At 37.0% G+C, this 12,693-nt stretch carries 13 protein-coding genes; all 13 read right to left on the bottom strand.

The features are described from left to right. Window positions 1-164: 164 nt before the first annotated feature. The 13 genes from V7112_RS10975 to V7112_RS10915 all read right to left on the bottom strand — a co-directional run bounded on the left by V7112_RS10975 (window position 165) and on the right by V7112_RS10915 (window position 12,569). Window positions 165-1,349, bottom strand: a complete 1,185-nt coding sequence (locus tag V7112_RS10975; RefSeq protein WP_335419060.1) for a pyridoxal phosphate-dependent aminotransferase — start codon at window positions 1,347-1,349, stop codon at window positions 165-167. Window positions 1,350-1,366: 17 nt separating this feature from the next. Next, window positions 1,367-1,840, bottom strand: a complete 474-nt coding sequence (locus tag V7112_RS10970; protein ID WP_335419057.1) for a cell wall elongation regulator TseB-like domain-containing protein — start codon at window positions 1,838-1,840, stop codon at window positions 1,367-1,369. A gap of 15 nt (window positions 1,841-1,855) precedes the next feature. Continuing rightward, window positions 1,856-2,026, bottom strand: coding sequence for a YpmA family protein (locus V7112_RS10965; protein ID WP_335419053.1), 171 nt, complete (start codon window positions 2,024-2,026; stop codon window positions 1,856-1,858). Between the two features lie 227 nt (window positions 2,027-2,253). Further along, window positions 2,254-5,022, bottom strand: a complete 2,769-nt coding sequence (gene dinG / locus V7112_RS10960) for an ATP-dependent DNA helicase DinG (protein ID WP_335419050.1) — start codon at window positions 5,020-5,022, stop codon at window positions 2,254-2,256. Window positions 5,023-5,200: 178 nt separating this feature from the next. Next, window positions 5,201-5,584 (bottom strand): aspartate 1-decarboxylase, encoded by a 384-nt coding sequence (gene panD, locus V7112_RS10955; RefSeq protein ID WP_335419047.1) that lies wholly within the window; start codon window positions 5,582-5,584, stop codon window positions 5,201-5,203. 10 nt (window positions 5,585-5,594) lie between these two features. After that, on the bottom strand, window positions 5,595-6,452 hold the full coding sequence (gene panC / locus V7112_RS10950) for a pantoate--beta-alanine ligase (protein ID WP_335419044.1): 858 nt from the start codon (window positions 6,450-6,452) through the stop codon (window positions 5,595-5,597). A 2-nt stretch (window positions 6,453-6,454) separates the two neighbouring features. Continuing rightward, complete coding sequence (gene panB / locus V7112_RS10945; RefSeq protein WP_335419041.1) at window positions 6,455-7,288, bottom strand: 3-methyl-2-oxobutanoate hydroxymethyltransferase; 834 nt, start codon at window positions 7,286-7,288, stop codon at window positions 6,455-6,457. A gap of 334 nt (window positions 7,289-7,622) precedes the next feature. Continuing rightward, window positions 7,623-8,609: a biotin--[acetyl-CoA-carboxylase] ligase gene (locus V7112_RS10940; protein WP_335419035.1), complete on the bottom strand. Its 987-nt coding sequence runs from the start codon at window positions 8,607-8,609 to the stop codon at window positions 7,623-7,625. Next, window positions 8,579-9,778 carry a CCA tRNA nucleotidyltransferase gene (locus tag V7112_RS10935; protein WP_335419033.1) on the bottom strand — a complete coding sequence of 400 codons (1,200 nt, stop codon included), beginning with the start codon at window positions 9,776-9,778 and terminating at the stop codon, window positions 8,579-8,581. Before V7112_RS10935 ends, V7112_RS10940 begins: the two co-directional genes overlap by 31 nt. 15 nt (window positions 9,779-9,793) lie before the next feature. Beyond that, window positions 9,794-10,927: an N-acetyl-alpha-D-glucosaminyl L-malate synthase BshA gene (gene bshA, locus V7112_RS10930; protein WP_335419030.1), complete on the bottom strand. Its 1,134-nt coding sequence runs from the start codon at window positions 10,925-10,927 to the stop codon at window positions 9,794-9,796. Window positions 10,928-10,985: 58 nt separating this feature from the next. Further along, window positions 10,986-11,405 carry a methylglyoxal synthase gene (gene mgsA / locus V7112_RS10925; RefSeq protein WP_335419027.1) on the bottom strand — a complete coding sequence of 140 codons (420 nt, stop codon included), beginning with the start codon at window positions 11,403-11,405 and terminating at the stop codon, window positions 10,986-10,988. 14 nt (window positions 11,406-11,419) lie between these two features. Further along, the gene (dapB, locus tag V7112_RS10920; protein WP_335419023.1) at window positions 11,420-12,220 is read right to left on the bottom strand and encodes a 4-hydroxy-tetrahydrodipicolinate reductase; all 801 of its coding nucleotides are present in this window, start codon (window positions 12,218-12,220) and stop codon (window positions 11,420-11,422) included. Between the two features lie 13 nt (window positions 12,221-12,233). Then, window positions 12,234-12,569 carry a nucleotide pyrophosphohydrolase gene (locus tag V7112_RS10915; protein ID WP_335419020.1) on the bottom strand — a complete coding sequence of 112 codons (336 nt, stop codon included), beginning with the start codon at window positions 12,567-12,569 and terminating at the stop codon, window positions 12,234-12,236. Between the last annotated feature and the right edge of the window lie 124 nt (window positions 12,570-12,693).

Below are 12,693 nucleotides of genomic sequence, written 5' to 3'. Positions count from 1 at the left end.
GAAAAATCGTGGCATCCGCCGAAGGCTTTAACTTTATTCAGACAAAGTTTGAATAAAGTTAAAACTTATGTATAAATACCTACTTCATTATACATTTCTTGTCATAACGAAGCAAGAAATAGAACGAGGACTGCTCAATCTGAACCGTCCCCATCGGATCACATTTATTTCCTTTTTTCTTCAACAAATGTATGAATACGTTTGATTGCTTCTTCTAATTGGTCTAATGATGTTGCATATGATAAGCGCATATTTTCTGGCGCTCCAAAGCCAGACCCTGGAACGACTGCAACGAGTGCTTCCTCTAATAACGCCTTAGCAAAATCATCGACATTGTTATATCCAGTCAATTCAGCACACTTTTTAGCATTTGGGAATAGATAAAATGCCCCTTGTGGCTTAATACATGACATACCAGGTATGTTTACTAATTTATCATAAATCACGTCTAAACGCTGTTCAAATGCCTGTCTCATTGTTTCAACTGGCTCTTGATTGCCTTCGTAAGCTGCAAGGGCTGCATATTGTGCGATTGAAGTTGGATTTGAAATACTATGACTTGAAAGATCTGTCATGCTTTTGATAATTTCCTGTGGACCTGCGGCATACCCAATTCTCCAACCTGTCATTGAATGTGATTTCGACAGACCATTGATAATGATTGTTTTTGCCTTCACTTCTTCACTTACTTGTGCAATCGATGTATGTGTGGCCCCGAAATACACAAGCTTTTCATAAATTTCATCTGATACAATCCAAACATTATGCTTCACACATAGTTCCCCAATAGCTTGTAATTCCTCTTTTGAATAAAGCATACCAGTTGGGTTACTTGGTGAATTTAATATTAATGCGACCGTTTTATCTGTGATTGCAGCTTCAAGCTGTTCAATAGTCACTTTAAAATTATTTTCTTCTTTACCTTCTACATATACAGGTACACCTTCTGCAAGCTTAACTTGTTCAGGATAGCTTACCCAGTAAGGTGTTGGAATAATAACTTCATCATCTTTATTTAGGAGAACTTGGAATAACGCGTATAACACAAATTTTGCACCAGAACCAACAATAACTTCATTTGCCTTATACTCTATTTGTTGGTCATTCAACAGCTTTTTACAAATTGATTGTTTTAAAGCAGGTAATCCAGCAGAAGGTGTATATTTAGTGTGTCCTTCCTTCATTGCTTTTACGGCTGACTCGATTATATAATCAGGTGTATTGAAATCCGGTTCACCTGCACCAAGTCCAATTACATCATGGCCAGCAGCCTTCAATTCTTTTGCTTTTGCAGTGATGGCAAGTGTTGAAGAAGGTGTTAATGCTGCTACTCTGTTTGCTAATTTCATGGTATTCCCTCCACGTATTATGGTTTGATTGAGTTCCGATACTTACCAGTTTCAAAATACAATTTATGGTAGGTCAAACGATTATCACTACCAATATAAATAATTTCCCAAATCGGGATGTTATCTTCAAGTCCAAGTTTGACGGAACGAATTTCTTGTGGATTCCGCTCTTTTTTTAAAATAGCTACTGCTTCATTTTCTGTAATCCCATCGCTTTCAAAGCGTGTTACTATTTCCCCTTTTTTCTCCGGAATCCAAGCAATCAATTTTTCATCTTTATCATTTTTCCCGATGACAACTTGATATGCCTTAGTTCCAAAATATGTATAACTATCTTCAATTGTTTCAATCGGTGTCTTGTCAAGCGCAATTTCGTTTCCTTTTGCTTCATATTTGATAAGTGGGTCAAGAGCCGTTTGATAAATATTTACTCCCCTCCAAATAGTAATAATAAGGAGCAGGATAAGTATTCCAATTATCCATTTTTTCATATTTTATCCACTACTTTACGTACGATAAATTGTAAAAACGCATTTATTTTGATCTTCTCGATCAAGTGCAAGACCAAACATGAGATCTTTATGCTTTAATGTCCGATTTAACGCATCAACTATTTTATATAAATCAGGAGTATTTTGAATTTTAACTGTTGATAGAACTTCTATCTTACTTTCCAAGCAAAAGCTCTCCCTTCATTCATCACAAATTTTACTACTTATACGATTTCTCGCATACGGTAACAATAGTAGTACTACAACCTTACAGTTGAAGTTGCCTTACATCATTATATCAGGTGTAATACCATTCACAATATAATTTTTTAAATCTGGGTTAAACCCGAAAAATAAACTCCTAATCCCACGCCTTAGCCTGTCTTTTGACAGGTCCTTTTTTGATGGATTTTCTATAACAATTCTTCTACATTCTCTAATAGCTCAGATAGAGGTTTGTGGAAAAGTTTCATCTTTGGAACTGAGGTTAGAAACTTTTTTCCGTATCCTGTTGTGACAATTCGACGGTCCAAGATAAAAATTACCCCTTTATCCTTTTCAGACCGAATTAGCCTACCAACGCCTTGTTTAAAGCGAATGATTGCTTCCGGTAACGAAAGATCTCTAAAGGAATCTCCTCCTTTTTCTTCAATCATCTTGGCACGGACAGAAAAAATCGGATCATTTGGTGGAGCGAATGGAAGTCTTACGATTACAAGTGCGCTCAAATCCTCTCCAGGAATATCGACACCCTCCCAAAAACTACTCGTTCCAAGAAGAATCGCCTTATCAAACGCTTGAAAATTTTTTGTTAATTTTGCCCGACTCCCTCCACTAATACTTTGAGCAATTAATACAAATTGTTCAAGCTGAACCGAATTTTTTAAATTTATATATGTTTTTTGCAACATGTCATATGAAGTAAATAATACAAGCATTCTTCCATTCGTTTTATTCGCAACTTGAGCAATCTGTTCGGAAATCGAATCAACAAACTCATTCCGGGAAACAGAATTGACCAGCGGAACATCCATAGGCACCATCAATGCTGCTTGGCTCTCAAAATCAAATGGTGATGGAATCGATAACGTAATTGGATGGAAATCATCCAAACCAAGCTTATCAATCATATAGGTAAATGAATCATCAACCGTTAATGTTGCAGAAGTCATAATCACACTTTTCTTAAAGGCAAAAAAGTGGTCGGCTAAAAAATCAGTGACATCTGTTGGCTCTGCAAAAAGAGTTGCTGAATTTACAGGTCCTCTTGGATCAATTTCAATCCAAGTCATTTGATTTTTTTTGTCCCCAACAACCCTCTCAATAATTGAACACTTTTCAGCTAATAAATCAATACTTAATATATAATCATTAAATAGCCCGAGCTGTAATGGAGTTAACAGGGACTTATTTTGGATCATGAGTTCTTTTTGATATTGGACTTTATTTACAAGCTCTTTTATTAAAATGCTAAGCTTTGTAAGCTGCTCAATTGCTTCTTGCCAGTGTTCACCATATTCATGCCCAGAATGTAGGATATATTGAATTCGATTCTTCTCATTTTCTTCTGGAAATTTCATTAAGACATGGCTACGTATCATTCGAAAGAAATCGTTAACTGCTGTTCTTATATCCTTAATGAGTTGGTTTACAAGTAAAAAAGAATCAGTATCAAAGCCATTCCTTTCCATGAGTTTTGACGATTTTGCCAACATGTCATTTGTCTCAAGCAGACCAATTCTCATAAGTACTGAATGAATTGATAAATAATGAATATGAAAGCCTACCTGCCGTTTTGCTAAAGATTCGAAATGATGGGCTTCATCTACGATTAAATAATCATACGATGGAAGAATTTCAAAGTGTTTGTCTAAATCCTGTAAAAGTAAAGCATGATTGGTAATCACGATATCTGCTTTTTCAGCCGTGTTCCTTGCCTTTTGATAAAAGCATCTTGATTCCCAAATTAAGTCCTTAAATCCAGGATTTTCAACTGTACTTTTAACCCGCTCCCATAAAAGCTTGCCGCCTGATGATAAATTTATTTCGTCGATATCGCCTGTTTCTGTTTCTGTTAGCCATACTAAAATTTGCGCCTTTGTTAACACTTCATCATAATTATCCGTGTTCTCGTAAAGAATTTGTTCAAACTTTCTTAAAGAAAGATAATTCCCTCTACCTTTTAATAACGCAACATTAAAATCAAATGAAAGGATCTCTCGCATTTTTGCCATGTCTTTTTCTAATAACTGATGTTGCAACTGAAGAGTATTCGTACTAATTATGCAACGTCCCTTCATTTTGGAGATATAAATCGCAGGCAGCAAATATGCGATTGATTTTCCTATCCCGGTTCCCGCTTCAATCATTGCATGCTGGTTGGTTTCCATTGCATGGTGGATTGTTTGTACCATTTCGAGCTGACCTTGACGAAACGGAAATTCGTGTATCACCGAGTGAAAAACCTCTGTATATGTATAGCTTTTTTGTTTTCGTTTATCTTTTTGCTTGGAACTTTTATGAAGTGCAAGACCACGGTATATATCAAATTTCGTATCCTTTTCCGCATGAATTAACTTTTCGTCTAGAATCTTACTTAAAATTTCACGAATATCACTTTTGAAATAATTTGACAAGGAATATAGCTTTTGAATCGTAACAAGTGGTAATCGTTCAATTTTATGTAAAATTTTTAAAAGAATCTCGGCCGTTACTTCAGCGTCACTATCGGCTTGATGAGGATTTTCATGGGTTAATGATAGAGTTTCAGCAAGCTGCCCGAGCTTATAGCTATCTGCTAAAGGAAGCATTACTCTTGATAGTTCAACCGTATCAATGGTAAGACAATGAAAATTTTCAAACCCACATTGTGCTAATTCTTCCTGTAAAAAAGAATAATCAAAAGGAACATTATGAGCTACAAAATAAGAATCTTGAAACATTGAAATAATTTCAGGTGCAACATTTGAAAAATCAGGAGCATTCGCTACAACTTCATTAGAAATACCAGTAAATTGCTCAATAAAAATCGGGATGTCTTGTTTCGGATTTACGAAGGTCGCAAATCTTTCAATAATTTCTCCGTCTTCAATCACGACTGCTGCAAACTGAATAATTTTATCACCCTTTTTTGGAGAGTTCCCAGTTGTTTCTAGGTCTACGACGACAAAGCGTTTCTTCATTGGTGCCACCTCCTAACACAAACGCCCCCAAATTGGGGGCGTTTTTACCATAGTCTTTATGTCTAGCTGCAGGCGCCATCGGCTCTTTGGTCTAAGCCAAACGCTTCGGAAAGTAAAAGGCACCTTCTTTCAGCGCTCGTCTTATGCTTATCGCCGAAAGCTGAGCCTTCCGCTTTTCTTACAATACAGTTGCTGCTGGTTCCTCAAAGATTAATTCTTTAATTTGATTGTTTTCGTTCATAATAGCTACTCTTGGCTTGTGATCAGCCAATTTTTCCTCAGGTACAATCGCATATGAGATGACAATTATGACATCTTCTTCTTGTACAAGACGAGCGGCAGCACCATTTAAACAAAATACACCGCTTCCTCTTTGACCAGGGATAATATATGTTTCAAGTCGAGCCCCATTATTATTATTTACAATTTGAACTTTTTCATTAGCAACCATTCCAACGGCATCTAATATATCTTCATCAATCGTAATACTGCCTACATAGTTTAAATTTGCTTCTGTAACACGTGCTCTATGAATTTTTGCGTTCATCATAGTTCGGAACATGATGCTCCCCCTAAAAAATTTCTTTCACATCAAAAATTATATTATCAATAAGTCTTGCTTTTGTAAACTTGACAGCAATCGCAATGATGATTTTTCCATTTAGCTCAAAAAGTTCGTCAAGCTCAGGATAACGATACATCTCAATATAATCAATAACTCCTGATGTGTAAGCTGTGATATGATTTTTTATTAATTCTTCTATAACCTTCGGATTACGTTGTCCCTTGTCTATTTCCTGTTTTGCCATTGAAAGACTTTCATATAATCTCGGTGCTTCTACTCTCTCTTGTGGATTTAGATTCACATTACGAGAGCTTTTCGCAAGCCCATCGTCTTCGCGAACAATTTCCACCGGTACAAGTGTTATTGGGAAATTAAAATCCGTGATTAAACCGTCCACAACAGCTACCTGCTGTGCGTCTTTTAACCCAAAATACGCACGATCTGGCTGTACAGTATTAAATAATTTTACAAGTACTGTAGCAACTCCGTCAAAATGACCATTCCGCTGTTTTCCACATAATACATTGATTCTTGAATGGACGACTGCAGTAAGAGACATTTTTGTCGGGTACATTTCTTCTGTACTTGGGTAAAAAAGAACATCTACACCATTGTTTTCTGCGAGTTTGCTATCTCTTTCAAAATCACGTGGATAGGAATTAAAATCCTCATTTGGACCAAATTGAAGTGGATTCACAAATATACTCACAGCTAATACATCATTTTCACTTCTTGCTTTATTCATCAAGGTTAAATGCCCTTCATGAAGATACCCCATTGTTGGTACAAATCCGACTGTTTTTCCTTCTAATTTCAATAATTGGATATATTGCTGCATATCCTTGATTGATGTGATGACTTTCATGTTTATTTTCCCCCATAAAGGCTAGCAAGCTCTTCTTCCTTCATTGTGTAAGAATGTTTATCTTCTGGAAATGAACGTGCTTTTACCTCAGTCACATAATTAGAGAGTCCTTGTAAAATTGGTTCATTCACTGAAGTATATTGTTTTACAAACTTTGGAACACGATCAACCCCATATGAAACCACATCATGGAACACGAGTACTTGACCATCTGTACGGTTTCCAGCCCCGATTCCGATTGTAGGAATCGAAATGCTGTTGGTGACCTCTTCTCCTAATTGTTTCGGAACGCATTCAAGCACTAAAGCTATTGCTCCCGCTTCTTCTACTTTTTTTGCATCCTCAATTAACTGTCTTGCACTTTCTGCATCTTTTCCTTGTACTTTATAACCCCCTAAAACTCCAACAGCCTGTGGTGTTAAACCTAAATGTGCGACGACAGGAATACCTGCATCAGTTAAAGAGGTAATCGTATAAATAACATCCTTTGCTCCTTCAACTTTTACAGCATGAGCACCAGATTCTTGGATAATCCGAGCTGCATTTTTCATAGCCTCAGATTGCGAAACATGATAAGACATAAATGGCATATCTGTTACAATAAATGTATCCTTTGCACCACGTTTTACGGCCTTCGTATGATGAATCATATCATCTACTGTTACTGGAATAGTAGAATCATAGCCTAATACAACCATCCCTAATGAATCACCGACAAGGATCATATCAACTCCAGCTTCTTCTGCAAGCTTAGCAGATGGATAATCATAGGCTGTCAACATGACGATTGGCTCTTTCCTTTGTTTCATTTTCAAAAATTCAGTTGTTTGTTTCATCATTTTTCCTCCTTTTGGCTTTTAGAAAGTAAATAACCCTTCTTTAAAGTCGCCTTGCTCAAGGTACTTCACCCGAGTTTCCTAAAAGAGGAGATGAAAAGACCGATTCGTGGTAGCTATCATAATTGATATAAAAAATCCTTCTTTCAAAAAGAGAAAGAAGGATTAAAGATGCATAAGTTCGGTAAATTTCATCCCTCTGTCCCAGTCCAATGGATCAAGGCAGAATACAAATATAATTTGATTTGGTAAAAAAGTTAATCTTGGTGTAGTTCCATAAAGGATACCACCCATCACTTTGAATTATATAAAAGATTCACATTCTTTTCTACATTTATTTTTTAGGGAGCTCAATATCTGCTGAATAGATGTGATGCACTGTGCCTGCTGCGTCCTCAAGGAGCAATACACCTTCCTCATTGATGCCAATTGCTTTTCCTTCAATTGAACCAGAAAGAGTTCTAGCAATGATCTGCTTTCCAATGCTTGTCGCATAGCTTTCCCATAGAAGCTTCACGACTTTGAAACCATGCTGTAAATATTCCTTATACAGCTTTTCGATTTTTAATAAAATCACCTGTATTAACTCTGCACGGTCTATTTTTTCGCCCTTTTCAATTGCTAGTGAGCTCGCAATAGAGTGTAAGCTTTCAGGAAATTGGCTCAAGTCCTGATTCACATTAATACCAATTCCAATAATGACAGAATTAATCCGATCTGTTTCAGCTTGAAGCTCGGTTAAAATACCAACAATTTTTTTTTGATGGATTAAAATATCATTCGGCCATTTAATATCTGGTTCCAAACCCGTCACTTCTTGAATTGCCTGAACGACACCTACTGCCGCTAATAATGTTAACTGTGGTGCTTGTGAGGGTGGAATCTGTGGTCTTAAAATCAGACTCATCCAGACACCCGTGTGTTTTGGGGAATACCATGCCCGATCTAATCTGCCACGACCAATTGTCTGTTCTTCTGCCACGACAAGAGTACCTTCGACAGCCCCCTCATACGCTAATTTGTGTGCGATTTGTTGGGTTGAGGTTACAGATTCCTGAAAATGAATATTTCGCCCTAAACTTTGAGTTTCAAGACCAAGCTGGATTTCATTGCTACTAATTTTATCTGGTTTGGTAATGATTCGATATCCAAGTTTTCGAACGGCCTCTAATTCATAACCTTCATTTCGTAAATCCTCAATATGCTTCCATACGGCCGTTCGCGAGCAACCAAGCTGCTCACTTAATTTTTGACCAGAAATAAACTCTCCATCGCTACTTGAGAAGACTTCTAACAATTTTTTTCTGATTTCTGATTGCATGATAGAAGCCACTCCTTTATTTTTTCTTTGCTATTTTCCACCTTGTTTTCCAGAACTCCATTTTCAACTGTTTCATAAAGTTCCGCTACCCATTTTCCTGGTTTTTGATTGAACCAAAGTAAGAGATCCTCACCTGTTATCAATAAATCAGAGCGTTGTTTAATGGGTAATTTACAAAATTCCTGATAGGGTGACACTTCTTGATGTTCCCCTAGAACTCGTAGAATTCGTTCAACTTGTTGGATGCTTTGTGCTCCACAATCATATAAATAACGTTTGCTCCAGCCTTGTTGTAAGACTTTTTCAAGACAAACCACATTTTTTACAGCCTGTTCGATTATTTTATTCGGTAACTTCCATTGTCTTAAAAAAGTTTTTATATCATCCTTGTTCAGTAAATAACAAACAAGTGTCCAATACTCAGCCCTCTCTTGAAGTTGATTCCATTTATAGAAGGAAAATCGTTCCAAATGGCGGGTTTCGTCAGCTAAACCAGGTATGTATTGAAATAAATTTGTTTTTATCAAGATTGGAATTGCATCTTGGCAGCTTGGACCACTGAGTAATTTCTCAAATTCGATTGTAATCCGCTCAACAGAAATCTTTTTTAATAACGACGCATTATCAGAGATGGCTGATTCCGTTTCCTTGTATAACAAAAAGGACAATTGACTTGAAAATCGAACAGCCCTCATCATCCTAAGTGCATCTTCAAAAAAACGTTCGTTAGGGTCACCTACTGTTTGGATTCGTTTCTTTTCAATTGCTTTTTTTCCTCCGAAAGGATCGATAATGTCTCCATCGATTGTCATCGCAATCGCGTTCATCGTAAAGTCTCTTCTTTTTAAGTCCTCGTGAAGGGAAGTGACAAATTCAACATGAGAGGGTCGTCGATAATCGTCATACCCCTCCTCAGTTCGAAATGTAGTTACCTCATATTCCTCACCCTTATGTAAAACAATCACTGTTCCATGAACCGCACCGACATCAATTGTTTTTTGAAACATATCCATAATTTGTTCCGGTCTTGCAGAGGTTGCAATATCAATATCACCAATCGGTCGTTGTAGAAGATAATCACGGACTGAACCACCGACAAAATAAGCCTCATAGCCATTGTTATGTAAAATTGTTAGAATTTCTTTTGCTTTTACAAAAGGTCCTTCCATCTTCTGTAGCCCCAATCACCGTTTGTCTTTAAGTATTGAATAATACAAGTCCTCATAATCATTGACAATTCTCTCAGAGTTAAACTTTTGCTGAACAGAACGGATTGCCTGTTTAGACATTTTTTTATGTAATCTAGTATCGTTTAATAGAGAAATTGCTTTATTGGCGATGTCTTCTAAATCACCAAGCTCACAAATATAACCATCTACACCTTCATCTATGACCTCTGGAATTCCGCCAGTATTGGTTCCGATTGTAGGAACCCCACAAGCCATTGCTTCAATTAGAACTAGTCCAAAGCTTTCTTTTTCAGATAATAAAAGCTTTAAGTCACTAATTGAATAAAGTTCCGGCAGATTTTCCTGTTTTCCTAAAAGAAGAACTTTATCAGTTAGTCCAAATTTGCTAATTAATTTGCAGGCTGTAGTTAATTCCGGGCCATCACCGACCAATAACAGCTTGGATTTTACTTCTTTTTGAATCAAGTTAAATGCTTCAATAACATCAGGTACGCGTTTTACCTTTCGGAAATTGGAAACATGGATAATGACTTTTTCATCTTCCCCAATCCCATATTGTTTGCGTAAGTCAGCTACATCTCGTTTGTAGTAAATTTTCTCGTCCACGAAATTATAAATCGTTTTAATCTCTTTTTTCGGCTCAATTAATTCATAGGTTTGCTCGACAAGTGATTGAGAAACACCTGTCACTGCATCGGATTGCTCGATTCCAAACCGAATGAGTTCCGTTAAGGAGGGATCATATCCGAGAACAGTTATATCTGTTCCATGAAGGGTCGTCACAATCTTGACATCCCCACCTACCATTTGCTTCGCTAAATAAGCACAAGCTGCATGTGGGATTGCGTAATGTACATGTAGAAGATCAAGCTTCTCCCTTTTTGTAACCTCTGCCATTTTACTTGCTAATGCAAGGTCATATGGTGGATATTTAAAAACTGAATACTGGTTTACCTCCACCTCATGAAAATAAATATTTGAATAGATTTTATTTAAACGAAACGGAAGACTTGAAGAAATAAAATGAATTTCATGTCCTTTTTCTGCAAGCAGCTTCCCTAACTCCGTAGCAATGATACCTGATCCCCCAACTGATGGATAACAGGTAATCCCAATTTTAAGTTTCATTGATGAATCTCCCACTTCTGCGTCAAATACACATATGTATTAATAAAAGTTCAAAGGATTATAGATTATTTCCTTCTTGTCTGTCACGGATAATCTCACGCCACGAAAAAAAACCTTTTTCAAGTCCATGAATTAGAACCTCTGCCGTACCCATATTAGTAGCTAATGGAACAGAATACACATCACATAGTCTAATTAATGCGGAAACATCTGGCTCATGCGGCTGAGCAGTTAGTGGGTCTCTAAAAAAGATCACCATGTCCATTTGATTTTTTGCAATCATTGCACCGATTTCTTGATCGCCACCTAGTGGTCCTGATTGGAAACGGTGGATTTGTAGTCCAGTTGCTTCAGAGATGCGTAAGCCTGTTGTTCCAGTCGCAAACAATTCGTGCTGTTCTAAAATAGAGGTATAAGCTGTTGAAAATTGTACAAGGTCTGTTTTCTTATTATCATGAGCAATTAAGGCTATTTTCATTGTTCGGTATCCCCTTATTCGATAATATTTTCTAATCCATACACTAAAATATCAAGATTCATTACGGTATCAACAGATAATTTAACACCTGACATAAAGGAAGAACGGTTGAATGAATCATGACGAATAGAAAGCATTTGTCCATTTCCACCAAACATTACTTCTTGATGTGCGACAAGTCCAGGTAAGCGTACACTATGTATGCGAATTCCATCATATTCTGCACCACGTGCTCCTTGAATGGTTTCTTTTTCATTTGGATGTCCTTGTTGCTTTGATTCTCTAACTGTTGTCAATAGTTCTGCTGTTTTCACTGCTGTTCCAGATGGCGCATCGAGTTTTTGATCATGGTGAAGCTCGATTATTTCCACATCTTGAAAATATTTGGCAGCCATTTGTGAGAATTTCATCATTAGCACAGCACCGACTGCGAAATTAGGAGCAATAATTGCACCTACTCTACGTTCCTCAGCCATCGTTGAAAGTCTGTCTAGTTCTTCTTTAGTGAAGCCTGTTGTGCCTACTACCGGGCGTACACCATGTTCAATTGCAACTTTGGTGTGGTATTTACCCGTTTCAGGTGTAGTTAAGTCAATCAACACATCTGGTTTTGTTTCAGAGAAGCATTCTACAATATCCGTAAATATAGGAACATCTACATTTGAGAAGCCTTCAACATCACTTAATGACTGACCATTATTTTTACGATCGATCACCCCGACTAGTGAAAAATTCTCTGTTGCCTGAACAAGGGCAACCGCTTCTTTTCCCATTCTCCCCCTTGGTCCGGCAATTACGATTTTAATTAGATCCATTTTGTCTTCCCCTTTATTTGTTAGTATCAATTCGTGTCCATCTATCTTTATCTCTTGTATTAAATTTGTTCATAACAGTATTATGTGCGTCCTCTAGGTCAATGTTCAAGGAATTTGCAAGACAAATCAGAACAAATAACAGGTCACCCGTTTCCTCAGCCATGCTTTTTTGCGTTTCGGTATCTTTTTTAGGCTTTTCACCATAATAGTGATTGACTTCCCTCGCGAGTTCACCTAATTCCTCTGTCAGCCTTGCAAGTAATGCAAGCGGACTAAAATAGCCTTCTTTAAACTGGCCTATGTATGCGTCTACCTCTTCTTGGAGTTGTTTCATTGTTTTATCTGCCATCACTATCACCTCTATCGATTCTATTCTTATGTTAGCTTAAAATATAGCTTTTTGACAAATAATAAAATTAATTCAATAGAAGTGAGTAGCTTCTACTGAATTAATTTTAAGCCTCCGGCGGATG

The sequence above is a fragment of the Bacillus sp. JJ1566 genome (assembly GCF_036962685.1).
GTDB lineage: Bacteria > Bacillota > Bacilli > Bacillales > Bacillaceae_L > Ferdinandcohnia.
The sequence above is the reverse complement of the archived record's forward strand: the minus strand, read 5'-3'. Positions and strand labels throughout refer to the sequence as shown.

Bases quoted from the DNA above. Each gene is read 5' to 3' on its own strand.
- V7112_RS10935 (WP_335419033.1), bottom strand. From the start codon at position 9,778: ATGGAAGGACCTTTTGTAAAAGCAAAAGAAATTCTAACAATTTTACAT.
- panC (WP_335419044.1), bottom strand. From the start codon at position 6,452: ATGAAAGTCATCACATCAATCAAGGATATGCAGCAATATATCCAATTA.
- V7112_RS10915 (WP_335419020.1), bottom strand. From the start codon at position 12,569: ATGGCAGATAAAACAATGAAACAACTCCAAGAAGAGGTAGACGCATAC.
- V7112_RS10970 (WP_335419057.1), bottom strand. From the start codon at position 1,840: ATGAAAAAATGGATAATTGGAATACTTATCCTGCTCCTTATTATTACT.
- V7112_RS10975 (WP_335419060.1), bottom strand. From the start codon at position 1,349: ATGAAATTAGCAAACAGAGTAGCAGCATTAACACCTTCTTCAACACTT.
- dinG (WP_335419050.1), bottom strand. From the start codon at position 5,022: ATGAAGAAACGCTTTGTCGTCGTAGACCTAGAAACAACTGGGAACTCT.
- mgsA (WP_335419027.1), bottom strand. From the start codon at position 11,405: ATGAAAATAGCCTTAATTGCTCATGATAATAAGAAAACAGACCTTGTA.
- panD (WP_335419047.1), bottom strand. From the start codon at position 5,584: ATGTTCCGAACTATGATGAACGCAAAAATTCATAGAGCACGTGTTACA.
- dapB (WP_335419023.1), bottom strand. From the start codon at position 12,220: ATGGATCTAATTAAAATCGTAATTGCCGGACCAAGGGGGAGAATGGGA.
- bshA (WP_335419030.1), bottom strand. From the start codon at position 10,927: ATGAAACTTAAAATTGGGATTACCTGTTATCCATCAGTTGGGGGATCA.
- V7112_RS10940 (WP_335419035.1), bottom strand. From the start codon at position 8,609: ATGCAATCAGAAATCAGAAAAAAATTGTTAGAAGTCTTCTCAAGTAGC.
- panB (WP_335419041.1), bottom strand. From the start codon at position 7,288: ATGAAACAAACAACTGAATTTTTGAAAATGAAACAAAGGAAAGAGCCA.